This window comes from Leifsonia sp. L25 (assembly GCF_050632895.1).
Map to the genome: position 1 here is coordinate 1941725 of NZ_JBODRZ010000003.1, position 23947 is coordinate 1965671.

At 69.8% G+C, this 23947-nt stretch carries 21 protein-coding genes and 2 pseudogenes; 12 read left to right on the forward strand and 11 right to left on the reverse strand.

The window, feature by feature from the left end; translation table 11 throughout:
* Positions 1–4: 4 nt before the first annotated feature.
* Both istB and istA read right to left on the reverse strand, forming a co-directional pair.
* Positions 5–805 (reverse strand): IS21-like element helper ATPase IstB, encoded by an 801-nt coding sequence (istB, locus tag ACRAWC_RS13760; protein ID WP_431346168.1) that lies wholly within the window; start codon positions 803–805, stop codon positions 5–7.
* Entirely contained in the window at positions 805–2013 is a 1209-nt protein-coding gene (gene istA, locus ACRAWC_RS13765) for an IS21 family transposase (protein ID WP_431346167.1), read from the reverse strand. Before istA ends, istB begins: the two co-directional genes overlap by 1 nt.
* Before the next feature lie 14 nt (positions 2014–2027).
* Between istA and ACRAWC_RS13770 the strand changes: the two genes are divergently transcribed.
* Together ACRAWC_RS13770 and ACRAWC_RS13775 are read left to right on the forward strand one after the other, a co-directional pair.
* Positions 2028–2972, forward strand: a complete 945-nt coding sequence (locus ACRAWC_RS13770; RefSeq protein WP_431348232.1) for a sporulation-delaying protein SdpB family protein — start codon at positions 2028–2030, stop codon at positions 2970–2972.
* Entirely contained in the window at positions 2969–3304 is a 336-nt protein-coding gene (locus ACRAWC_RS13775) for an SdpI family protein (RefSeq protein WP_431348233.1), read from the forward strand. Before ACRAWC_RS13770 ends, ACRAWC_RS13775 begins: the two co-directional genes overlap by 4 nt.
* 4 nt (positions 3305–3308) lie before the next feature.
* Here ACRAWC_RS13775 and ACRAWC_RS13780 read toward each other — a convergent pair whose 3' ends face one another.
* Entirely contained in the window at positions 3309–4049 is a 741-nt protein-coding gene (locus tag ACRAWC_RS13780) for a cysteine hydrolase family protein (protein ID WP_431348234.1), read from the reverse strand.
* A 9-nt stretch (positions 4050–4058) separates the two neighbouring features.
* Positions 4059–4730: a hypothetical protein gene (locus tag ACRAWC_RS13785; protein WP_431348235.1), complete on the reverse strand. Its 672-nt coding sequence runs from the start codon at positions 4728–4730 to the stop codon at positions 4059–4061.
* Between the two features lie 199 nt (positions 4731–4929).
* On the opposite strand from ACRAWC_RS13785, the gene tdh reads away from it, so the two are divergent.
* The gene (tdh, locus tag ACRAWC_RS13790) at positions 4930–5973 is read left to right on the forward strand and encodes an L-threonine 3-dehydrogenase (RefSeq protein ID WP_431348236.1); all 1044 of its coding nucleotides are present in this window, start codon (positions 4930–4932) and stop codon (positions 5971–5973) included.
* A complete protein-coding gene (locus ACRAWC_RS13795; RefSeq protein WP_431348237.1) occupies positions 5973–7160 on the forward strand; it encodes a glycine C-acetyltransferase in 1188 nt (395 codons plus the stop codon). Before tdh ends, ACRAWC_RS13795 begins: the two co-directional genes overlap by 1 nt.
* Before the next feature lie 141 nt (positions 7161–7301).
* On the opposite strand, the gene ACRAWC_RS13800 is transcribed toward ACRAWC_RS13795, so the two are convergent.
* The 6 genes from ACRAWC_RS13800 to ACRAWC_RS13825 form a co-directional block, all read right to left on the reverse strand.
* The gene (locus ACRAWC_RS13800) at positions 7302–8672 is read right to left on the reverse strand and encodes an alpha/beta hydrolase (protein WP_431348238.1); all 1371 of its coding nucleotides are present in this window, start codon (positions 8670–8672) and stop codon (positions 7302–7304) included.
* Between the two features lie 145 nt (positions 8673–8817).
* Positions 8818–9177 (reverse strand): hypothetical protein, encoded by a 360-nt coding sequence (locus tag ACRAWC_RS13805; protein ID WP_431348239.1) that lies wholly within the window; start codon positions 9175–9177, stop codon positions 8818–8820.
* A 330-nt stretch (positions 9178–9507) separates the two neighbouring features.
* Positions 9508–10383 (reverse strand): IS3 family transposase, encoded by an 876-nt coding sequence (locus ACRAWC_RS13810; RefSeq protein WP_431349441.1) that lies wholly within the window; start codon positions 10381–10383, stop codon positions 9508–9510.
* Entirely contained in the window at positions 10380–10664 is a 285-nt protein-coding gene (locus ACRAWC_RS13815) for a transposase (protein ID WP_431347418.1), read from the reverse strand. Before ACRAWC_RS13815 ends, ACRAWC_RS13810 begins: the two co-directional genes overlap by 4 nt.
* Before the next feature lie 58 nt (positions 10665–10722).
* Positions 10723–12120, reverse strand: coding sequence for a hypothetical protein (locus ACRAWC_RS13820; RefSeq protein ID WP_431348240.1), 1398 nt, complete (start codon positions 12118–12120; stop codon positions 10723–10725).
* A 461-nt stretch (positions 12121–12581) separates the two neighbouring features.
* On the reverse strand, positions 12582–13604 hold the full coding sequence (locus ACRAWC_RS13825; protein WP_431348241.1) for a LacI family DNA-binding transcriptional regulator: 1023 nt from the start codon (positions 13602–13604) through the stop codon (positions 12582–12584).
* 142 nt (positions 13605–13746) lie between these two features.
* Here ACRAWC_RS13825 and ACRAWC_RS13830 point away from each other — a divergent pair, with 142 nt between their 5' ends.
* From ACRAWC_RS13830 to ACRAWC_RS13850, 5 genes and pseudogenes are all read left to right on the forward strand, one after another.
* On the forward strand, positions 13747–15144 hold the full coding sequence (locus tag ACRAWC_RS13830) for an MFS transporter (RefSeq protein ID WP_431348242.1): 1398 nt from the start codon (positions 13747–13749) through the stop codon (positions 15142–15144).
* Positions 15145–15157: 13 nt separating this feature from the next.
* Positions 15158–17155 (forward strand): annotated as a pseudogene (locus ACRAWC_RS13835) (glycoside hydrolase family 3 protein); the annotation flags it as partial.
* A 137-nt stretch (positions 17156–17292) separates the two neighbouring features.
* Positions 17293–17622 (forward strand): fibronectin type III-like domain-contianing protein, encoded by a 330-nt coding sequence (locus ACRAWC_RS13840; protein ID WP_431349442.1) that lies wholly within the window; start codon positions 17293–17295, stop codon positions 17620–17622.
* 103 nt (positions 17623–17725) lie between these two features.
* Positions 17726–18274, forward strand: coding sequence for an isochorismatase family protein (locus ACRAWC_RS13845; RefSeq protein WP_431349443.1), 549 nt, complete (start codon positions 17726–17728; stop codon positions 18272–18274).
* Positions 18275–18550: 276 nt separating this feature from the next.
* On the forward strand, positions 18551–19699 hold the full coding sequence (locus tag ACRAWC_RS13850) for a class I SAM-dependent methyltransferase (protein WP_431348243.1): 1149 nt from the start codon (positions 18551–18553) through the stop codon (positions 19697–19699).
* Positions 19700–19704: 5 nt separating this feature from the next.
* Here the strand turns inward: ACRAWC_RS13850 and ACRAWC_RS13855 are convergent, their stop codons facing one another.
* Positions 19705–20601, reverse strand: a complete 897-nt coding sequence (locus ACRAWC_RS13855; RefSeq protein ID WP_431348244.1) for a glycerophosphodiester phosphodiesterase — start codon at positions 20599–20601, stop codon at positions 19705–19707.
* Between the two features lie 288 nt (positions 20602–20889).
* Here ACRAWC_RS13855 and ACRAWC_RS13860 point away from each other — a divergent pair.
* From ACRAWC_RS13860 to ACRAWC_RS13870, 3 genes and pseudogenes are all read left to right on the forward strand, one after another.
* Positions 20890–21464: pseudogene (locus ACRAWC_RS13860) on the forward strand (GNAT family N-acetyltransferase).
* A 136-nt stretch (positions 21465–21600) separates the two neighbouring features.
* Positions 21601–23118, forward strand: a complete 1518-nt coding sequence (locus ACRAWC_RS13865; RefSeq protein ID WP_431348245.1) for an APC family permease — start codon at positions 21601–21603, stop codon at positions 23116–23118.
* A gap of 120 nt (positions 23119–23238) precedes the next feature.
* A complete protein-coding gene (locus ACRAWC_RS13870; RefSeq protein WP_431348246.1) occupies positions 23239–23877 on the forward strand; it encodes a hypothetical protein in 639 nt (212 codons plus the stop codon).
* The last annotated feature ends 70 nt before the right edge of the window (positions 23878–23947 follow it).

The following is a 23947-nucleotide window of genomic DNA, read 5'->3' on the forward strand; positions in this document are numbered from 1 at the left end:
CAGTCTAGTTCTCGGTGTCGGCGGTGGTGGTGCGGATGCTGGGGAGGCTGTCGATGCCTCGGCCGCGGAGTCGGTAGCTGGCGCCTTTGAGGGTGAGGACGTCGGCGTGGTGGACGATCCGGTCGATCATCGCAGCGGCGACGGCCTGGTCTCCGAAGACGCCGCCCCAACCGCTGAAGGGCAGGTTCGAGGTCAGGATCAGCGACGCGTGTTCATAGCGGCTGGAGACGAGTTGGAAGAACAGGTTCGCGGCGTCTTGCTCGATCGGGAGGTATCCGACTTCGTCGACGATGATCAGCCCGTATCGACGCAGCCGGGCCAGTTCCTGCGGCAGCCGGCCGGCGCGGTGGGCGTCGGTGAGGCGGGTGACCCAGTCGGTCGCGGTCGCGAACAGGACCCGGTGTCCGTGTCGGGCGGCGACGATCCCGAGCGCGGTCGCGAGGTGTGTTTTCCCGGTTCCGGGAGGGCCGAGAAGGACGACGTTCTGCGCTTCCAGGAGGAACCCGCCGGAGGCCAGTTGAGCGATCTGTTGTCGGGCGGTCGGTTGGGCGTCCCAGTCGAAGTCCTCCAGCGTTTTCCGGGCGGGGAATCCGGCGGCTTTGATCCGCAGCTCTGCTCCGGATGCGTTGCGGGCGGACACTTCGCGTTCCAGGACGGCGGCGAGGTAGTCCTCGAACGACCAGCCGGAGTCCCTGGCCTGGTCCGCGAGTCGGGCCGCGGCATCGGTGATCCGGGGTGCTTTCAACGCGGCGGCGAGATAGGTGATCTGTTTGACCGCCTCGGCCGGTGAGCTCGTTGGGGGCATCAGATAACCTCCCCGGTCAGCCCGAACGCCCGGTCATAGTCGGCCAGGTCCCGGTGCAGATCATCGACCGGCCGAACCGGTCTGGGTTGCTGGAACTGCTTGCGCAGCCGGGCTGCGACTTGAACATGAGCCGGATCGGTGACCGTGGTTCCCCGCGCCCAGAGACGGGCATGGTCAGCGACGAGACGGCCGCCGGCGCGCACTCGCACCCGTTCCAGGTCGGCGCTGACATCGACCAGGCGGCCGATCACGGACGGGTCGACGGAGTAGTCAGTGGTGTCCAACCGGACGTAATAGTCCCGACCGAGACGGACCTGGTTGCGCCAGCCCAGATGCAGCGGGATCGGCGGCAATGGCAGCATGGCCGCCTGATCCGCCGCCAGCCTCGAGATCGGTGACGCGTTCGTGGTCCGCACCACCCTGGCATTAGCTCGTGTCAGCCAGTCGGCGAACTGGGTATTGAAGTCCGCCGGGGAGGCGAAGCTGCGCCCGGGCATGAAGGAGGTCTCGAACCATCGGTTGCGGCGCTCGACGATGCCTTTGGACTCCGGGTCTCGCGGCGGCAGCAACACCAGCCTGGTCGCCAGAGTCCCCATGAACGCGCTCACCCCTTCCGCGCGCCGGGGTCCGCGGCCGATGCCGGGCTCGTTGTCCCAGATCAGTCGACGCGGGACCGCGCCCAGCTGCTGGATCAACTCCCACGACCCCAACAGCAGGTCCTCCGTCTTCCGGGTCGGGATCATCCGCCCGGTGACGAACCTCGAGAATGCGGCCGTGATCACCAACACCGGCAACAAGCACGCTGTCCCGTCCTCGAGCGGGATCTTCTTCGGCGGGAACCACAGATCGCACTGGGCGGCATCGCCTGGCTCCCAGACCAGCCGGTCGGCCGGATCGATCCGACGATGCTCCGGCCGCAGCCGCTTCACGTTCTGACGGAACCACGACATCGATCCCGGCCACTCCACCCGTTCCGCGATCACCGTCGCCGGCAGCTCCGGATCCTCCGCCAGCAACGCCCGCACCCGGGCCTGGAACGGATCGAACGAGGTCGGCGCAGCCCTGCGCTGATACGTCGGCGGCGAATCAGAACCCACCGCCTTCCACACCGTCGTGCGCGAGATCCCTAACCGGTCGGCTATCCGGGCCTTCGGAACACCCTCCGCAGCGAGCCTCCTGATCAGCGCCCAATCCTCCAAAGTGATCACTCTCCAATCGTTGAGTGTTCACTTTTCAAGCGTCGATACCGTTCAGAATTCGAGCGTCGTCAACAGGGCGTACGCTGATCGCTCTTGCGCAGTTGAGCATCATCGTCCTGACGCCTCCCGCGGCCCTGCTCCAGCCGGTCGTCGGCCAAGGACCCGGCCCGCTCTGCGACAGTATTCGCGCCTTCACGCTCTATTGCATCGGTGGCGATGTGGTCTCGCAGGAGTGGCGCCGTTGGATCATGGTCGTCCTTCTCTGTGTGATCGCCAGCGGGTGGCGCCCGCGATGGACGTCAGTACCTCACGCATGGATCTGCCTGTCCTTGGGCATGAGTATTTCCCTCCCTGACGGTGGGGATCAAGTCGCGCGCATTGTCGGGCTCCTCCTGATTCCGCTCGCACTGGTTGATGACAGGCGGTGGCATTGGGGCACCTCAAGTCAGCCTTTGCGACCGTTCGCGGGAGGTGCTGCGTCTGCATTCATCATTGCGATTCGAATTCAGGTCGCGGCGATCTACCTCAACAGCGCCATCGCGAAGTTCGGTACTGACGCGTGGGTCGATGGTTCTGCCGAGTACTACTACGTTCGTAGCTTGATGTTCGGCGCATCCGGCTGGATCGGCGCCGTGATGCTCGAAGTGACAAAGGTCCCGCTGCTCGTTGCAAGTTTGACCTGGGGCGCCATCGTAATCGAGATCGCGATCGCGGTCCTCATTCTCGGACCAGCCAAGTGGCGTCGCTGGGCAGTACTCGCTGACCTCCTGTTGCACGGGTTCATCGTCTTGACGATCGGGCTGTGGAGTTTCGCAGGTGTCATGGTCGGCACTGTGCTGATCGCAGCGTCGGCCAGCGCATCCGAGTCTTCCGATCGCACATCGCAAACGATCCGCGAGCGTCTCTGGCGATTTGCCAAGTCTCTACGTGTTAGACGACGGTCGCCCGTCGCAGGTGGCCCGGAATGACGCCTCTGAACATACTCATCGCCCTCATCGCGCTCGGCGCGGGGACCGCGGTTCACCTCGCCGCGGCCGGCCGTCTCCGGCGGAACGGCATCCTCGGAATCCGGACCGCCTCGACCCGTCGCGACGACACCACGTGGGTTCGAGGCCATCGTGCCGCGGTGGTGCCCACCTGGCTTACCTCGTGCATCGTCGTCGGGCTCTCAGCCGCATCGATCACATGGGAGGGCGCGGCGGTCGTGCTGACCTCCATCGCCGTCGTACTGCTCCTCGCGGGCGCGTTCATCGGAACGGTGCTGGCAAACCGAGCGGCGCGAAGCGGATCCCGCCCCTGACCCCTCACAACGCCGACGACGCCCCCTGCCCCACGTACAGAGTGTTCCGGAACTCGCGCGCCTCTTCCGCCGCGATGTCGCTGTCGATCCCCGCCCGCACCTCGCGCATCAGCTTGTGCAGCTCCTCGTGCTTGCCCGGCACCCGCGCGTGCCCCGTGCTGTCCCACAGGTTCGACACCGGGAGGGTGTCGCCGGCCTCCACCGCCAGCGTCCACTCCTCCGTGGTCGCCACTGCGGCGAACTCCGAGGCCATCGTCACCAGGACGCTGATGTGGAGGGCGTCCGCCGAGATCGAGCCGGCCTCGTTGACCAGGTCGAGGGTGCCCGTCGCGTCCGAGAGGAACTCCACCGTGAAGCCGAGCGCGGCGGCGTCGCGGGCAGTGCCGGCGCAGCAGTGCTGGGTCATGTAGCCGGCGATCGCGACCGTGTCGATGCCCTCGGATCGCAGCCACTGCTCGAGCCGGGTTCCCGCGAACGACGAGACGCCCTGCTTGGTGACCAGGAGGTCCGGCGTGCGGTCGGCGATCGAGGAGTGCAGCTTGGCGCCCTCGGAACCGCGGGCGAACAGCGGCGAGCCCTCGTCCTCGACGTGCTGGACGATCACGAGCTTCACGCCGTGGTCGGCGGCTGCGTCCATCGCCACCTCGATGTTGGGGATGGAGGTCATCAGGTCCGGGTGGCAGATCTTCAGGTTGCCCGTGACGTACTCGTTCTGCACGTCGATCACGATGAGTGCGCGCTTCATGACCGCACTCTAACGCCGGAGGAGCCCGGCCAGGGAGGGCGGATCAGGGAGCGCCGGCGGCGGCGGCAGCGACGGCACAGCCGGCAGCGGGTGCCCGACCCACGCCGCCCAGGCCTCCCACCGTTCCGGCAGCCACGCGCGCCCCGCGAGCTGCGGATGCCCGGGATGCCGTGCCCGCGCCCACAGCACGAACAGCAGCTCCGACCAGTGCGAGTAGATCCGCCAGGTGACCGGCCCGCGATCGGACCGCCCCTGCAGTACGACCGTGTTGAACGCGACCACCTGCATGAGGTCGACCGAGCCCCAGTCCCAGCGGAACGTCCCCGCGGCGGTGACGATGATGAAGCCGCGATCGGTCACCGTCAGCATTCCGGCGTGGTCGGGCCGCCAGGCGACCTGCGCGTCGGCCATCGCCTGCGCTCGGGCGGCGTTGTTCCGCGAGGCGTTGGCCGCGAGCGTGCCGGCGGTCACCGCGAGGCCGATCACGCCGATCCCGAAGGCGAACGAGCCGGTGCGCTGGTAGCTGCCGTCGCCGATCGCGCGCAGGGAGTCCAGCGTGTAGGTCCCCTGCGCGAGCGCGACCTCCCCGTCCTCCAGCGGGAACAGCGTGCGGATGCCCTGGTCGGCGACGGCGCCGGTCCACGGCCGGTCCCCGCCTCCCGCGATCAGTTCCCCGGTCATGCCGCCGAGCCTATAGCGACCCGCCTCACAGGAACGAGCTCCCCACCAGCACGGCCCCGAACGGCACGTGCCCGAAAGGGGACCACCTGGGATGAAATGCAGCGCGCCGGGGCGGGTAGGCTGGTGCGCGGTCTCCCATGCCCACAAGGCGGAAGAGCCCAGCGAAGACGCACCCGCACGACCCCACGAGGATGGCGAAATGAAGGCCCTGTACAAGAGCGAAGCCGCGCCCGGGCTGGCCCTGATCGACGTCCCCGAGCCGGAGATCGGCCCGGAGGACGTCAAGATCCGGGTGCTGCGCACCGGCATCTGCGGCACCGACCTCCACATTCTGCGCTGGGACGACTGGGCCGCCTCCGCCGTCGCCGCGCCGCTGGTGCCCGGCCACGAGTTCTACGGCGAGGTCGTCGAGGTCGGCTCGCTCGTCCACGACGTGGAGGTCGGCGACAAGGTCTCCGGCGAGGGCCACATCGTCTGCGGCACCTGCCGCAACTGCCGCGCGGGCCGGCGCCAGATGTGCATCCGCACGCAGGGCGTGGGCGTGCAGCGCGACGGCGCGTTCGCCGAGTACCTCGTCCTCCCGGCCACGAACGTGTGGGTCCACCACACGAGCATCGAGCCGGAGGTCGGCGCGCTGTTCGACCCGCTCGGCAACGCCGTGCACACCGCGCTCGCGTTCCCGGTGGTCGGGGAGGACGTGCTGGTCACCGGCTGCGGCCCGATCGGGCTGATGGCCATCGCCGTCGCCCGCCACGTCGGCGCTCGGTTCATCGTCGGCACCGACGTCAGCGCGCAGCGGCTGGAGCTCGCGAAAGGGATGGGCGCCGACTTCACCGTCGATGTCTCGAAGCACGACATCCGGGAGGCCCAGCGGGCGCTCGGGATGCGGGAGGGCTTCGACGTCGGCTTCGAGATGAGCGGCGCCCCCACCGCGCTGCCCTCGATGATCGAGAACATGAACCACGGCGGCCGCATCGCGATGCTGGGGCTGCCGTCGCAGCAGATCGCGATCGACTGGGGCATCGTCGTGACGCACATGCTGACCCTGAAGGGCATCTACGGCCGCGAGATGTTCGAGACCTGGAACGCGATGGGCGCGATGCTGCAGACCTCCAAGCCGCTGCACGACTCCATCGCCTCGATCGTGTCCGACCGCTTCCCCGCCCGCGACTGGGAGAAGGGGTTCGCCGCGGCGGCCGCGGCCGGCGGCGGCAAGGTCATCCTCGATTGGACGGAGGTCTGATGTACGGGACGTTTCGCAACCACCTTTCGGCGCAGCTCGCGGAGATCGAGGAGGCCGGGCTCACCAAGCGCGAGCGCAGCATCCACGGTCCGCAGGCGGCGCTGATCACGGCGGACGGCGCGGAGGTGCTGAACTTCTGCGCCAACAACTACCTCGGCCTCGCCGACCATCCCACCCTCCGCGACGCCGCGAAGGCCGCGCTCGACGAGTGGGGCTACGGGATGGCGAGCGTGCGCTTCATCTGCGGCACGCAGGAGCAGCACCTCGAGCTGGAGCGCCGCGTGTCGGCGTTCCTCGGCACCGAGGCGACCATCCTGTTCTCGTCGTGCTTCGACGCCAACGGCGGCGTGTTCGAGACCTTGTTCTCGGCGGAGGACGCGATCGTCTCAGACGAGCTCAACCACGCCTCGATCATCGACGGCATCCGGTTGTCGAAGGCGCAGCGGTTCCGCTACAAGAACCGCGACATGGACGACCTCCGCGCGCAGCTCACCGCGGCTCGCGATGCGGGGGCACGGTACACGGTGATCGTGACCGACGGCGTGTTCTCGATGGACGGCTACATCGCGCCGCTCCGCGAGATCTGCGACCTGGCGGACGAGTTCGGCGCGCTGGTCTTCGTGGACGACTCGCACGCCGTCGGCTTCGTCGGCGAGCATGGCCGCGGCACCCCGGAGTTCTGCGGCGTCGCCGACCGGGTCGACATCTACACCGGCACCTTCGGCAAGGCACTCGGCGGCGCGTCCGGCGGCTATGTGTCGTCCCGCCAGGAGGTCGTCGACCTGCTGCGCCAGCGCGCCCGGCCGTACCTGTTCTCGAACACGCTCGCCCCGTCCATCGTCGCCGGCACGCTGGCCGCGCTCGATCTGCTGGAGCAGTCGGACGAGCTGCGCGCGCGTCTGGTCGCCAACGCCGCTTTGTTCCGCGAGCTGATGACGGATGCCGGTTTCGATCTTCTGCCCGGCGAGCACCCGATCGTGCCGGTGATGTTCGGCGACGCCGCGCTCACGGCCCGCATCGCGGACGAGATGCAGAAGCACGGCGTGTACGTGACGGCGTTCTCGTTCCCGGTGGTGCCGCGCGGCAAGGCGCGCATCCGGGTGCAGCTCTCGGCCGCGCACACCGACGACGAGATCCGCCGCTGCGTGGCCGCGTTCAGCGCGGCACGGGACGCCGTCGCCGCCTGACGATTCGCGCCGAATGTCGCGTTTCGCGCCGCGTAACGCGACATTCCGTCCGAATCGCGCCCACCGCGGGTGCAGACATTCGGCACGAATCGCGCCTACAGCGCCGCGATACGCCACATTCGGCACGAATGGCGGCCGGAGTCAGGCGGCGTCGACGCGGAGGCGGCGCCCGCGGCGGAAGAACAGCAGCAGCTGCGCCCCGAGGAACACGGCGAGCACGCTGAGGTCGACGATCGTCACCGTGCCGGCGACGGCTCCCGCCTGCGTCAGGCCGCAAGCGCGCGCGTCCTGGTCCGGACTGCAGAGCAGGCGGTCGGCCTGCGCCGCCACGGCGCCGGACGACACCCACACGCCGATGAGCTGGTTGTACGCGGTCTTCAGCCCCGCCTCCAGCGCCTGCGTGTGGGTGGAGTCGGGCACAGCCCAATAGGTGACCTTCCAGCCGGCCTTCTCGGCGGCGGTCGCGGTCGCCTCCACCTGCGGCCGGAAGTGGGAGTCCTGCGCGCCGGCGACGAAGATCGCCCTCGTCGGCTGCGGGTAATGGGTGGACGCGAGGATGTTCTCGGGCCAGACGGCCTCGTACGCCGCCTGGCTGCCGCCGTAGTAGGTGTCGCGGGTGTAATTCGGCCGGTGCTCGCCGGGCTTGTCCGGACCGGAGAGGGAGACGACGTTCGCCCAGATCCCGGGGTGCTTCGCGCCGAGGTAGGCCGCGCACTCGCCGCCGTGCGAGTATCCGGCGATCGCCCAGTCCGCACGGTCTCCGCTCACGGGGAGGTTTTCGCGGATCCAGGCCGGGACGTCCTTCGACAGGTAGGTGTCGAGTTCGCCTGCGCTGGTGTTGCTGCACGGCGGGTTGGCCGTGACGTCGCCGAGCTGGTCGACCACGAGGATGAACGGCGCGTCGCCCAGCCGCTCGGCGCCGAGACCGTGGAGGGCGTCGAGCGTCGCACCCAGGGTCGGGTTGCCCGGCTGGCCCATCATCATCTCGACCACAGGACGCGTGCTCGACGGGTCGCGCAGCCAGCCAGGAGGCACGAAGAGACGCGCGTCGCGGGCGGAGAACCCGGAGGCCGTCGGCGGGATGTGCACGGCGAACTGCGCGCCGGCGGTGAGCGTCTGCTCGGTGACCGGGACGACCCTCCCGGCAACCGTCGCCGTCGTGAAGCTCGGGGCGATCGTGAGCGCTCCCGCGCCGACACCGGCCAGCCCGATGGTCGCGGTGAGCGCGATCGCGAGCACCCGGAGCCGCCCGTCGGACTGCAGGGCGTCGCCGAGCGCGAGCGGGAACGCAAGCGCGGCCAGCGTGACAGCGAACCAGCCGATCCCTCCCAGGTCGGCGCGCGGCGCGAACAGGCACCACCCGACAATGAGCAGGAGCCCGGCGACCTGGCCGACGACCACCAGGCGCACGGTCGACCCGGCACGGAACCGCCAGCCGCGCACGGCGAAACGCGCCACCGGGTAGGCGGCGAGCAGCCCGAGAGCGAGCGTGAGCCAGGCGAGAGTCCCCACGATTCCAGCCTAGGTGGCGGGCTCGGCCGTCACGACCGGCGGGTGCCCCCGTAACCGGGTGGCGCCCGTGGAGGGGTGGACTGGCCTCAGTGCCCGGAACGCCTGGCGCCCGCGGAACGACGGTGTTTCCGTGACGACGCCGAGCTTATCCCTCAGGCGTCAGTGTGACCTTCCTCCGGGCCCGCGGATCGTAGGACGTCACAATCCACTCGGCGGGAAGTTCTGCTCGCACTCGTTTCGCCAGTTCAAAACCGTCTTCGAGGAAGTTCGCGGGTACGGTGCTGCTGGGCGGGTCATCGGCGTTGAATTGGGCATCAGCAGAACCGCTCCAGGCTCGAAGATCGCGCACGAGTTCCGGGCTGAGGCCGATCTCATGTCCGTCAACACTGTCGATCCCGTATTTGCCGTCGAGCCAAAGGGGATACTGGGTCCACTCGTAGTGAACGTCGACGCGCGGAGGCTCATCGGGTTCGATAACAGGGAGGGCGATTTGAAAGTTGTTCATTTTGTGATGTTCGCTCCGACGATATAGCCGTTACTGCCGACGGTGATAGCGACCTTTAGAGTCGTTCCGTCGTATTCGACTTGATAGATGGGCCGACCTGTCCCTGCTCCTTGATGACCGACGATCTCGCCTTCCTGCACAGCTCTCATCAAAACCTCCGGGATCTGAGACTCGCTTATCCCCCTTTGCGCGAACTGGGCTCCGTGATCTTCAATGATGTGGGCGAGACCTGAGGGGTTCGGTGTGGTGTCGCGCGTGGTCCCTCTTTCGAGCCAGGTTATCCGGCCATCGGAGCCTGACCCGGTTTCCCGGACGGTTTCGGTGTGTTGATCATGCCGCGATTTCGGCGGCGGTGTGAAGGGCTTCGTAGTCGGCGGGGCTGAGGTTGCCGAGGCTGGTGTGCCGTCGGCGCGGGTTGTAGAAGCCCTCGATCCACTCGAACATTGCTGAGGCCAGCTGGGTGCGGGAGTCCCAAGCGGTGCGGTCCAGGAGCTCGCGTTGCATGATCGACCAGAATGACTCGATGAGAGCGTTGTCGACGCTGGAGGCGACTCGGCCCATTGAGCCCAACAGGCCGGCTTGGCGGAGCCGGTGCCCGAACAGCCAACTGGTGTATTGCGCTCCTCGGTCGGCGTGGACGATGGTGCCGGGCTCGAGGCGCCGCCGCCAGCGGGCCATCTCGAGGGCGTCGACGACGATCTCGGTGGTGATCCGATCCGAGATCGACCAGCCGACGATCCGGCGGCTGAACGCGTCGATCACGGCCGCGCAGTAGACCCATCCGTCTTTTGCGCGGTGTTGGGTGATGTCGCAGAACCAGAGCCGGTCCGGTGCGTCCGCGCGGAATCGCCGCTTCACCAGATCCTCATGGGTGGCCGTGTCCGGCTTCCATCCGCGTCGCTTCCGGCGATGCGAGACCCCGATCAGGCCGGCGCTGCGCATGAGCCGGGCAACGCGTTTGCGGCCGACGTGAACGCCGAGCCCGAGCCGCAGCTCGGCCAGCACGCGCGGTGCCCCATAGGTTTGGCGGGAGTCGGCGTGGATGCGGCGGATCGTCGCTGTCAGCTCGGCATCCGCGACCGCCCGCGCGGACGGGGGCCGGGTGGCCCAGTCGTAGTAGCCGGAGGTCGAGACGTTCAGAAACCGGCAGGCCACCGCGACGGGGACACCGTCCGCGGCGAGCTCCTGGACCAGCCGGAACCCTATTTTGGGAGCACGTTCTCCCTCGCGAAATACGCGCTCGCGCGCTTGAGGATCTCGTTCTCCATCTCCAGCACTCGGTTCCGGCGACGCAACTCGACGAGCTCCTTGTGCTCGTCGGTCGTGACACCAGCCTTGCGGCCGGAATCGACCGCGTCCCGGTGCATCCAGTTCCGCAGGCAGGATTCACTGATCCCGAGATCACGGGCGGTCTGCGCGACAGGGTTCCCCTGCGCGACCAAATCCAGGGCACGACGCCGGAACTCCGGCGGGTGAGCAGCAGGCATCTCACGGACTCCTCTCTGAGACGATCATCGCCTCAACTCAGGTGTCCGGAAAAGCGGGTCAGGCTCCATCTGGCGCTCTCATGATGGAGACGACGTGCTCGCTGCTCACCTTGACGCCATCCTTGAGTAGTTGGTCGACTAGCTCGTGTTCTGCGGCGGTGAGACCGGTGATGGCTGCTCCGGGCCCACGGTCTGCACTACGCGCGCCATCCACGCCGTGCGGTGTGGTGGGGTGCGGGCCCTCATTGTCGAGCGGTCGGGGGGCCGGTTTGAACTGCTGTTTGACGACGGTGACACCCGCGCCGGCGCGGTCTTTCGCCCAGTCCAGTGCGCTGGTCGCTGCGCTCGGGGTCGAGAGCTTCACCGATGGTTTGACCAGCCCGGGGACCTTCCCGCCCTTACGGAACAGATCACCCGTTCTGGTGAACTTCGCCGCCGCCACACCCGGGATCAGGACGCTGGCGACCGTGGTGGTCGCGTACCCGATCACATACGCGTCCCCGGTAATGACCTGGTTCCACGTGTTGTTCAGTTCGTTGAACAGCTGGTCGCGTGCGTTCTGGTCGGTGATCAGGGCAGAGACGCCCGCACCGATCTCTTTCACGTTCACTTGCAGGCCGCCGGCGACCAGGTCACCCAGCGCCGCACCGGCGCCGGCGATGAACGCCAGGCGCGGGTCCCCGGACTTGATCGCGGGTTGGGCGATGGTGGCGTCGTACCATTTCCCGACCGCTTGGGAGGCCATCCCGACCAGGTTGAACTCGTTCCCGGTGGCGGCGATCGTGGCGTGGTTGATCGCGTTGTTGATCCCGCCGACCAGCAACGACCCACCGAGGACGGTCAGGCCGAGGGAGAACCCGCCGGTGAACGGGGTCAACCCGATCCCTACCGCGGTGATCACCGCGCCGGCGAGGATCTGTAACCCGTCCCAGAGCAAGTCCCACCCGGCCTGCTCCCGCCGTTCCGCCTCCGCCCGGGCGGCGACATCCGCCGCGTACCCGGCGAACATGCTCTCCCAGCCCTCAGAGGCGACCTGTTGGTTCGCCTGGCAGTACTCGAACATCCCCGAAGTCAGTTCACCCAACCGCGCCAGGGTCAGATCGAAACTCCCCGCCGTATAGGACCGGCCCCGACCGACCGTCAACGACCCAAGGCTCTTCAGAACACCCTTCAGCTCAGCGATCAGCTCGCGGACCTGGTTGAAACCGGGATCCGACGCCTCATACGCCTCCCAGGTCTCCTTCTGCGACCGGGCAATAGCCCGCATGCCCTCGAAGTCCTCGACCGCAGCCCCCGCCGCGCGCGCACCAGCACCACCCAACGACACCAGATGCGCCGCCCCCGCAGAGATCCGCGTCAGCTCCCCTCGAAACCCCGCAACCGGCCCAAACCGACTGCGCCACCGGCAATTGCACCTCGCGGATATACGCACGCATCGCATCCGCACCCACACCACTGATCTGATCCGACCCGGCCAGAGCCTCCAACCCCTGCACCAACTCAGCCAACACCTCGATCCGACGGTCAAGACCCTCCCGCAAACCCGGCGACGACGCCTGCCACGAATCCGCAGAAAACTCCACAACACTCACTGCTTCGCATCCTCGCTAACCAATTCGATACTTGCTGGGGTTCGTGGCCCGACATAACCTTTGCCCAACAGTCCTGGCAAATGATCGCACTCATCATATCTCTGGTTGAATATCAATCTAACCATAGTGATAAGTGATTATGCGCACAAACGGGCTTCCCGGTCGTGCGATTGGTGGTCGGATGCCGCCTCACGCCGAGGCTTGGGGGCGGAGGTCGGCGGCCCGCCACCGCTGGAGACCGGACGGCTGCTCCCGTCGATCACGGGCTCCCCAGGATTAGTAGCGACGTCGGCCGTCGACGCGCGTTGCCGACCCTGGACTGCCCTCAGCGCGCCGGCGCCGCCGCCGACTCCCGCGCCACCAGCCGCATCGGCGGCGCCGCCAGCAGTTCCACGCGTTCGCCCGCGCGCATCCGCGCGAACGCGTCGAGCAGCGTCCCCGCGAGCGCGTCCGCGTCGAACGTGATCGTGCTCAGCCGAGGGAGGAAGTCCGCCGCGCCCGGATGGTCGTCGGCGCCGACCACGGACAAGTCGGCGGGCGCGCGGAGGCCGGCGTCGGCCAGCGCGCGGATCGCCGCCATGGCGAGCCCGTCGTCGGAGGCCGCGATGGCGGTGGGTGCGTGCGCGTCGTAACGGAGTCCGTGCGCCCAGTCGCGGAGCGTCCGGGCGGAGGCTGCCGCGTGCGTGACGTCGAGCCGCACGCCCAGCAGCTCGGCAGTCTCCCGCGCCCCGGCGAGGCGCTCGGCGGCGGCGGGACCGGGCGTCGCGGGAGCGAGGTAGACGAAGTGCTCGTGGCCGAGCGCCGCCAGGTGCTCGACGGCGAGGCCGCCGAAGGGGCGTTGCGGGATGACCAGCGACGGCGCGTAGTCGACCGCTGTCATGCCGTGGACGACGAGCGCGCGCACTCCGGCGAGGCGCAGGACCTCGGTGGCGTCCGCATCGCAGCGTGCGGCTTCGGCCAGCACCGCCTCCGGGCGCAGCTTGGCCCAGAGCTGCCCGGCCTCCGCGCCCGTCGTCGCGGTGTCGGCGTGCCGGAGCGCGTCGATGCCGTCGTCGACCGTGCGGGCGAGGAGGACGTCGAGCGCCCGTGCGACGGTGGCGCCGTGGTCGATGGCCGACGACGCGACCAGCAGCCCGGCGACGGCCTCGCCGCTGGCGAGCGAACGGGCCGCGGTGTTGGGCGTGTAGCCCAGCAGGCGAGCGGCCTCCAGCACGCGGTGGCGGGTGTCGTCGGAGACCCGGGAGTTCGGCTTGTCGTTGAGGACGAACGACACTGTCGCACGCGAGACGCCGGCCGCGAGCGCGACGTCGGCGCTCGTCGGGGCTTTGACGACCTGCGGCGTGAACATGGTGTGCTCAGTCTAGGTCTCACCGGCGGATCTGCTTACTCGCGTCAGCAAAACCGAGCGATGGGTTGTATTCGGGGAAGAGGGTGACGTATGGTTACGCGTGTTAGCACGCAACGTCGCCTGCTCTGAAAGGACACTCCCCGTGACATCGCCGTCTGATGACTTCCCTGAGGGCCCCCGCCCGGTCCAGCCCACCCTCCCGCCGAACCTCTCCGGCGCTCCCGACAGCGTGGCCCTCGGCTCGACGCTGACCACCGCCGACTCGGCGTTCTCGGCGGCCCCGACCTCCGCCGTCTCCGCCCAGACGCCGCAGAAGGTGAAGGTGCGCGGCAAGCTGCTGAAGCTGATGCTGTCGATGTCGATCGCCAACCTCGCGATCTTCAGCATCTGGGGCGCGGTGCCCGGCATCCTGCTCCCGTTGCAGGTGCAGGGGATCGTCGGCGACGGCGCCAAGGCCGGCACGCTCGCGATCGTCGCCACGATCGGCGCGTTCGCCGCGATGGTCGCTCAGCCGATCGCCGGCATGGTGTCCGACCGCACGCGCAGCCGCTTCGGCCGCCGTGCGCCGTGGATGGTCGCGGGCGTGCTGATCGGCGGCCTCGCCCTTCTCGGCATGGCGGCGGCGAACACCGTCGTCCAGATCGCGATCGCGTGGGTCATCGTGCAGATCGCGTACAACTTCGCGCAAGGCCCCCTGAGCGCGATCCTCCCCGACCGCGTGCCCAGCGCCGTTCGCGGCACATTCGCCGCGCTGAGCGGCCTCGGCCTGATGCTCGGCGCGCTCGGCGGCCAGATCGCGGGAGCGGCCTTCGCCAAATCCATCCCGACCGGCTACCTCGTGTTCGCCGGCGTCGCCGTGATCGTCATCGTGCTGTTCGTCGTGCTGAACCCCGACAAGTCCAACAAGGCCGAGCCGAAGCCGCCGTTCAACGTCGTCGCCTTCCTCAAGACGTTCTGGGTCAGCCCGGTCGAGCACCCCGACTTCTTCTGGGGCTTCACCGGGCGCCTCCTGCTCTTCGCCGGCTACTTCATGGTCACGGGATACCAGCTGTACATCCTGCAGGACTACATCGGCCTGAAGGGGAACGCCGTCACGATGATCCCGGTGCTCGGCATCCTGAGCCTTGCCGGAACGCTGATCTCGACGCTCATCGGCGGCCCGCTCTCCGACAAGCTCGGGCGCCGCAAGATCGTCGTGGTCATCGCCGGTGTCGTCCTCGCCATCTCGCTGGTGTTCCCGCTGGTGATGCCCACGGTGACCGGCATGATGATCTTCTCCTTCGTGTCCGGCCTCGGCTTCGGCGCCTACCAGTCGGTCGACACCGCCCTCATGAGCGAGGTGCTCCCGTCGAAGGACGACTTCGCCAAGGACCTCGGCGTGCTCAACATCGCCGCGACCCTCCCGCAGACACTGGCCCCCGGCATCGCAGGCGCGATCGTGGTGGCGTTCGGCCAGGTCTACACTCCGCTGTTCCCGATCGGCATCGTGATCGCCCTGCTGGGTGCGATCGCGGTCCTCCCGATCAAGTCCGTCCGCTAGGAGCACCACCGTCATGACCGACACCACCACCGCCACCGACATCGCCGACGAGTTCCTCGACGGCCTGCTCGGCTCCCTCACCCTGGAGCAGAAGGTGCGCCTCCTCACCGGCGCGTCCTTCTGGACCCTGCACGACGAACCGCAGATCGGTCTGGAGACCATCGTCGTCTCCGACGGCCCGGCCGGCGTGCGCGGCCAGCTCTGGGACGAGCGGGACTCCTCGGCCAGCCTCCCGTCGCCGACCTCCCTCGCCGCGTCGTGGGACGTCGAGCGGGTGCACCGCCTCGGGGAGCTGATCGCGGCGGAGGCGCGCCGCAAGGGCGTCGGCGTCGCGCTCGGCCCGACCGTCAACATCCAGCGCTCGCCGCGCGGCGGCCGCCACTTCGAGGCGTACAGCGAGGACCCGTGGCTCTCCGGCGTCATCGGGACGGCCTTCGTGAAGGGCATCCAGTCGTGCGGCGTCGGCGCCACGCCCAAGCACTACGTGGCGAACGACAGCGAGACCGACCGGATGACCGTCGACGTGCAGGTGGACGAGCGGACCCTGCGCGAGGTGTACCTCGCCCCGTTCGAGCGCATGGTCGTGGAGGGCGGCGCCTGGCTGGTGATGTCCTCCTACAACTCGGTCAACGGCGTGACCATGACCGAGAACGACCTGCTGCGCTCGCCGCTGAAGGAGGAGTGGGGCTTCGACGGCGTCGTGGTCTCCGACTGGATGGGCGTGCGCGACACCGTCGCCGCCGGGAGTTCGGCGCAGGATCTCGCCATGCCCGGCCCGGAGGGCGTCTGGGGCGACGCGCTGGTGCAGGCCGTCGCTGCCGGCCAGGTGGACGAGGCCGCGATCGACGAGAAGGTGCGCCGCATCCTCCGCCTCGCCGGCCGCCTCGGTGCGCTCGAGGGCGTGGAGGCCGCGACCCCGCTCGCCGAGCCCTGGCCTCAGGAGCGCATCGACGCCCTGCTGCGGGAGGCCGCGGCCGACGGGATGGTGCTGGTGCGCAACGAGGGCGTGCTGCCCCTCGACACCGCGTCCACGCCGACCATCGCGGTCGTGGGCGAGCACGCCCGCATCGTCCGCACGCAGGGCGGCGGCTCGGCGACCGTGTTCCCCGACCACGTCGTCACTCCGTTCGACGGGCTGGTGGAGGCTTACGGCGCCGAGCGCGTCCGGTACGCGGCCGGCGTGAAGTCGTCGGAGTCCGTCCTCCCGATCGACGCGCGCGTCGCCACCGACCCGGTGACCGGTGAGCCCGGGGTGCGTGTCCGCTTCCTGAGCGAGGGCGGCGCCGTGCTGCTCGACGAGCACCGCGCCTCCGGCAAGCTGGTCTGGCTCGGCGACCCCATCCTCGGCGACACCGCCGTGGTGGAGGCCACCGCCGAGTTCACCGCGCCGGAGGACGGCGAGTACTCGGTCGGCTTCGCCGGCTTGGGCCTGTTCCGCTTCGAGGTGGGCGGCGAGCTCAAGAGCGACGGACTGTTCTTCCCGGAGGGCACCGACCCGTTCATGGCGTTCCTCAACCCGCCGAAGCAGTCGTTCCCGCTGGACCTCAAGGCAGGCCAGAGCGTCTCGCTGCGGCTGGAGCACCGCCCCCAGCAGCAGGCAGGGCTGGCGGCCGTCATGTTCACCTTCGGCTACGAGGAGCCCTTCGCCGACCCCGAGGCCGAGTTGCAGCGCGCCGTCGAGCTGGCCGCGGCCTCCGACGTCGCCGTCGTGGTCGTCGGCACGACCGAGACCCTCGAGTCGGAGGGCTTCGACCGCGCGGGCCTGCGCCTCCCCGACGGCCAGGACGAACTCGTCCGCCGGGTGCTCGCGGTCAACCCGCGCACCGTGGTGGTCGTGAACTCCGGCGGCCCGGTCATCCTCCCGTGGCTGGAGGAGGCGCCGGCCGTGCTGCTCACCTGGTTCCCCGGCCAGGAGACCGGCGGCGCGCTCGCCGACGTGCTCTCCGGCGCGCGCGAGCCCGGCGGCCGCATCCCGACCACCTGGGCGGCGGACGAGGAGGACGTGCCGGTCTGGCAGGTCGAGCCGATCGACGGGAAGCTGTTCTACGACGAGAAGCTGAACGTCGGCTACCGCGAGTGGCTGCGCCGCGCAGCCCTCGGCGGGCCGGCCCCGGCCCTCCCGTTCGGGCACGGCCTCGGCTACACCGAATGGGAGCTCGGCGAGGCGACCCTCGACGACCACGCGGTGAGCGTCCCGGTCACGAACGTGGGCGATCGCGCGGGCAAGCAGGTCGTCCAGGTCTACCTCTCGCGCGTCTCGGACTCCGACATCGAGCGCCCGGTGCTCTGGCTGGCCGGGTACGCGCTGATCCGGGCGGAGGCGGGGAGGCCGCGGTCGCGACCGTCGAGCTTGAGCCGCGCTCGCTGCACTACTGGTCGGTGGACGACCACGCCTGGCGCACCGAGCCCGGCGAGTACGCCGTGCAGGTGGGCACGTCGGTGGCCACCCTCGGGGAGCCGATCCGGTTCACCGTCTGACCCGTTGCCCACGCAGGGGTCGCAACACGCCGTTTCCGCACCGGATAACGGCGTGTTGCGACCCCGCGGAGGCGAGTACTCTCGGCCGGGTAAGGGGGATCGCATGACCACACTCCACGGCCGCGAGGGCTCGGCGCTGCTCGTGATCGACGTCCAGAACGGTGTCATCGGCGGCGCGTACCGCCGGGACGACGTCGTCGGGAACATCCGTGCGCTCGTCGATCGGGCGCGCTCGGAGGGCGTCCCGGTGGTCTGGATCCAGCACTCCGACGAGAACGTCGAGTACGGCAGCGAGGCGTGGCAGTACGTGCCCGAGCTGTCGCGCGACGAGGGGGAGGCGCTGGTGCCCAAGCACTACGCCGACGCGTTCGAGGAGACACCGCTGGAGGACGTGCTCGCCGCCGCGGGCGTGAGCCGGCTCGTCGTCACCGGCTCGCAGACGGACGAGTGCATCCGCTCGACCATCCACGGCGGGCTGGTGCGCGGCTACGACGTGACGCTGGTCGGCGACGCCCACACGACAGAGGACCTGAGCGAGTGGGGCGCGCCCACGCCCGACCTCGTCATCGCCCACACCAACCTGTACTGGGGCAACCACCGGGCCCCCGGGCGCACGGCGGAGGTCGTCGGGACCGCCGACGTCACCTTCTGACGGCAGGCACCCCGGAGACCGACACCACCTCGAGAGTCGTCCGCGTCTCCCCGCCCTCGGCGCGCTCGACCCGGATCGGCATCCCGGGAGGTCGACGGCGAACCAGAACACCATCGTCGCCTCGCCGCGCCGCACGGTGTAGCGGAGGCAGCGGCGCTGCTCCAGCGGCCCGAGCAGTTCCACGCGGTCGATCGTGGTGTGCTCCGCAGGGAAGGCGGCATGCTCCTGCAGCTCCAGCCAGCCACACCGCGCAGTCCCGTCTGATTGACTGAACGCGTGTTCCCCTACGAGCGTCTGAGGCGCCGCCCCGATGTGGAGGCGCCGAACCTCTTCGCGTCGGACGCCGCCGACCGCCTCCTCGCCGACCTCGCCGGCGACGACGTGCTCCGCGGCGGGCTGGTCGTCATCGGCGACGCGTACGGTGCACTCACCCTCGCTGCCGCGGCCCGCGGCGCCCGTGGCATCCGCGTGCACCAGGACCCGCTGACCGCCGAGCGGGCGCTCGACGCCAACGCCGCCGATCTCGGGCTGAGCGGCACGTTCGAGCACCGGCCGCTCGACGCCTCCCTCGTCGCCGGCGCCCGCACTGTGCTGCTGCGGCTCCCGCGCAGTCTGGAGGCGCTCGCCGAGATCGCCGCGCTGACCGCCGAGCACGCGCATCCGGAGGTCGGGGTCTTCGCCGGCGGGATGCTCAAGCACATGACCACCGCGATGAACGGCGTGCTGGCGGAGGTCTTCGGCGACGTGCAGGCGTCGCTCGCCCGCCAGAAGGCCCGCGTGCTCACGGCCCGAACACCCGAGCCGGCCGCCGCGATCGCGCTCGACCGCTGGCCGGACCGGGCCTTCGACGAGGCGACCGGCCTCCACGTGTGCGCCCACGGTGCGGCATTCGCGGGCGCGAGCGTGGACATCGGGACGCGGTTCCTGCTCACCGTCCTCGGCGACGCCGTGCCCGAAGCCCGCACCGCGATCGACCTCGGCTGCGGAACGGGACTGCTGGCCTCCGCGCTCGCCGTCTCCCGGCCGGCCCTGCGCGTGATCGCGACCGACCAGTCCGCGGCAGCCGTCGCGTCGGCGCGGGCCACCGCCGCGGCGAACGGCGTCGCCGACCGGGTGGCGGTCGTGCGCGACGACGGCCTTGCCTCGCAGCCGGACGCGTCGGCCGACCTCATCGTGCTGAACCCGCCGTTCCACATCGGCGGGGCTGTGCACACCGGGATCGCTCAGCGGATGTTCGCCGACGCCGGCCGGGTGCTCGCCCCGGGAGGCGAGCTGTGGACGGTGTGGAACTCGCACCTCGGCTACCGCGCCGCCCTGGAGCGCGCGGTCGGCCCCACGCGTCAGATCGCCCGAAACCCCAAGTTCACCGTCACCGCCTCCACCGCCACCCCCGAAGGGCGGGTAACCGCCCCCGCAACGGTTTAGGGCGTCTACGTGCCCTTCGGCGAGAGCACTTCGCGGATGCCGGAGACGATCATGCCGGAGGCGCCGCGGCGGCGCGCCGTCTCGGCGCCCGGGGCGTCGGGGACGACGTGCGCCAGCACCGGCCGGCCGAGCTTCCGCATCCGCTCCCACACCGCGGGGGAGCCGTTGAAGTCGAGGCCCAGCGTCGTCCAGCGCGCCTGCGTCGACGGGAGAAGCTTCGCGTCTGCCTCCACCTCCGACGCGTAGTAGTACCCCCAGCCTCGATAGCCGCGCATGGCGGCCTGCGTCGGCCAGTCGGTCCCCGTGCAGTAGCCCTTGGCCACGAAGGACCGCTGCGGCGAGGGCGACCGGGACATGATCGCGAACAGTTCCGGGAAGTAGGTGCCCGGCACGACCTTCGGGTCGACGTAGAGCACATGTGTCGCAGCGAAGGCGGCGACGATGTCCTCGAAGCGGGCGTACGGCTGCGCCGGCTGCGACGGGTTCGTGGTCCCTTCGGCCGAGATGCGGTGCTGGGAGACCTCTGCCCAGGTGTGCTCCGCCGCCACGAAGTCCGTGGTCCCCGACGTGCGGTCGAGCGTGGCGTCGTGCAGCCCGAACCAGACACCGTCGCGGGTGCGTGCGAGCGAGACCTCCAGAGCCCCGGCCCCGAGCAGCACGGAGTTGCGGTAGGCGAGCATCGACATCTCCGGCCAGTCCCGGGAGCCGCCGTGGTGCGCGACCGTCAGCATCGCGGAACCGCCGGGCGACGGCGTCCTTCCCGGCGACGGCCGGCCGGACACCGAGAGAAGCGAGCCGACGCCGACCGCGCCCGCGGCCAGCACCGCGACGGCGCCCACGGACGCACCGATGACCGCGCGCCGGGAGATCTTCCCGGGGTGCTGCTCCTCGTCGTCGCTCATGGGCAACCCTAGGCACACTCGGCCTCCGAATTGAAGCCACCCCGTCGGGAGTCGACCGGACCGCTCTGTGTGCGTGGGCTGTGCGACGCTTCCGGCCTTCTCACACTGCCCGCGGACGTCGCAGCGCAGCCATAGCACGCTCGTTCTACCGTCGAAGCAGGAGAGGAGGACGTTGTGACCTCTCTCCCACGCCGCCCGCTGCGCCGTCACGGGTTCGTCCACGGCCTGGGGTCGCTCCGCTCGCTCTGGAGTTCCCCGGTGCTCGAGCTGCCGGTCGAGGCGCACGAGGTGCGGACGGCGCGCCTCGTCCTCCGCCCCTATCGCGCGACCGACGACGCCGACTGGCGCCGCATCGAGGACGACGAGGAGGTGCGGCAGGGCCTCGACTGGCCCTTGCGCACCGCGCGCCAGGCGCACGAGCACCTTCTCGCCCGCACGGGCCACACCGTCCTCGCCGGGCCGGGCGACCTCCTGGTGCTCGCGGTCGAGCACGACGGGCACGTGATCGGCGATGTGTCCCTGCACCTGCGCACAGTCGCGCCGGAGACGCGCACCGCGGAGATCGGCTGGCTGCAGCTCACGGCCGAGGGGGCCACGGCTACGCGACAGAGGCCGCCCGCGCGATGCTCGACCTGGCCTTCGGCGAGCTGGGCGCGTGCCTCGTGACGGCGGTCATCGAGCGGACCAACACGGCGTCGGCGCGGCTGGCGCTCCGGCTGGGCTTCCGCCTCGCGGGCGGGACGGGCCGGCGGGCCACCTTCGTGCTGTCGGAGGCCGAGCACGCCATCGAACGGTCGGCCCAGCGGTCGCGCGGGGCCGTCGAGACCCCGCCTTTCGGGACGAAAAGTGTCGAGAATCTCTGAGTGGACCCACATCGGCCTCGGTTTCCGTCTGTTTCTTCTGAATCGACGACCGATTTCGTGGTGAAAAGGCTTGTTCTCAGGTCCGGGAGTTGCTAACGTCCCCCTGTCGCATACGCGACCCTAGCCAGGGAGAGCAATGACGCAGGAATATTCCCGGCCGGACTCCGCCGCACCCGACAGCGGAGCCGACCCTCGCGGGGGCGAACACAAGCACGAGCTGCAGGCGAACGGGGTGAGCGCCGCCGGCTCCATCGTGATGGCCGTGGCGGGCAGCGCGCCCGCGTACTCCATCGCGGCCACCACCGCGACGCTCGTCGGCGCGGCGGCACTCGGCGCTCCGGCCGCACTGCTCTGGTGCGGCCTCCCGATGCTCGGCATCGCGTGGGCGTTCCTCTATCTGGGTCGCGCCGACGTGAACGCCGGTGCCACCTACTCGTGGGTCGCCCGGGCCCTCCACCCGATCCTCGGCTTCCTGTCGGGCTGGGCGCTGGTCGTCTCGGCGACGATCTTCATGGTCGCGGGAGCCCTCCCGGCCGGCGCGATGACGGTGACGCTGTTCGCGCCGGACCAGGCGAACAACGCGTGGCTGATCACCGGCGTGGGCGCGATCTGGTTCCTCGTGATGGCGGCGTGCGTGCTTTTCGGCGTGCACGTGACTGCGCGGGCGCAGTGGATCATGTCCCTCATCGAGGTGGGCATCCTCATCCTCTTCGCCGTGCTGATGATCGTGCGCGCCGCGACGAGCAGCCACGCCGGGCCGTCCTTCTCGTGGGACTGGCTGGGCTTCAGCCACCTGACCGGCCAGGGCGTCTTCGTCTCGGCCGCGCTCATCGCCGCCTTCTACTACTGGGGCTGGGACGTCTCCTCGAACCTCAACGAGGAGACCAAGGACGGCCACAAGAACGCGGGCTCCGCCGGCATCATCGGCATCGTCATCGTGTTCCTGCTGTTCGAGATCTTCACCATCGCGACACTGGTCATGCTCCCGTCGAAGACCATCGAGCACAACAGCGCCAACATCCTCTCGGTCCTCGGCGACGCGGTCTGGCCGGGCATCGGCGGGAAGATCCTCGTGGTCGCCGTCGCGCTCTCCACCATCGCGACGCTGGAGACCACGCTCATCCAGGTGACCCGCACGCTGTTCGCGATGGGCCGCGACCACACCATCCCGAAGGCGTTCGGCCGGATCCACCCGCGCTGGCGGACCCCGGCGTTCGCGACCCTCATCGTCGTCGGCGTGTCGGTCGTCCTGTTCGTCGGCTCCAACCTGCTGGGCTCCGTCGGCGAGATCATGACCAACGCCATCGCGTCGATCGGCATGCAGATCGCCTTCTACTACACGCTCGCCGGTCTCGCGGTGGTGGTCGCCTACCGCCGGGTGCTGTTCAAGTCGGTGAAGAACGCCCTGCTGATCTTCCTCTGGCCGCTCGCCGGCGCGATCTTCATGGGCTACATCTTCGTGCAGGGCATCGGGCAGAACGATCCGATCGTCAACATCCTGGGCGTCGGCCTGATCGTGGTCGGCATCGTCCCGCTCGTGCTCTTCTACCGCAAGGGCAAGGGCTACTACACGCGCCGTCCCCTCGAACTGCCGGATGAGCTCGACGCGAAGGCGCCGGCCAACATCGACGACAGGGACCCGGCCGCGCTCTGACCCAGCGGAGCGCGGCCCCGCCGGCCCGACCCGACCGCCGAGCATTCTCCGACCCCGGGGTGCTCGGCGGTCGCGTTCGCGCGCGTGGCGGAGTCTTCGACGCCGCGTAGAGTGGGACGCATGAGTTCGCGCGGAGCACGGGTCGCCCGCGGCTTCGCGGCCGCCGGCGTCGCGACGCTCGTCGCCGCGCTGTTCCACATGGCGGGAGGCGGACAGGCGCCCAGCGCCGTCGCCCTCGCGCTCAGCCTCGTCTTCTCGTCGCTCGCGAGCATCGTCCTCGTCGGCCGTCGGGTGGCACTCTGGCGCGTGACGCTTTCCGTAGTGGTCAGCCAGTTCCTCTTCCACGCCCTGTTCGCTCTGAGCCCGTCGGCGAGCTTCAGCGGAATGCCGATGGGCGGCCACCTGCACGCGGGCATGCACCTGACCCTCGTGCCGGGCGCGGCTGCGGTGTCCGACACCGCGACGGTCGGCCCCGCCTTCCTCGGCGAGGACGTCTGGATGTGGCTCGCCCACGCCGCGGCCGCCGCGCTGACGATCGCCGTGCTGCTGCGTGCCGAGCGGACGCTGCTCGCCGTCGCGCGCTTCACGTTCTTCCGGCTGCGGCGGTTCGCCGACCGGGTCGCGGCGGTGGCGCCGGTGGTGCCGGGCCGTGTCCCCACGCCGATCGACACCGTCCCTGCGACCCTGCACGCCGTGGAAGCCCTGCTCGGGACGCTTCGGCACCGGGGTCCGCCGCGGGTCGTCGTCCCGGCCGGCTGAACGCTTTCGCTCGTCGCCGTCCGGGGAAGCCAGCTCACGACCTCCCCACCCGGTCGCCCCGCGCGGCCGA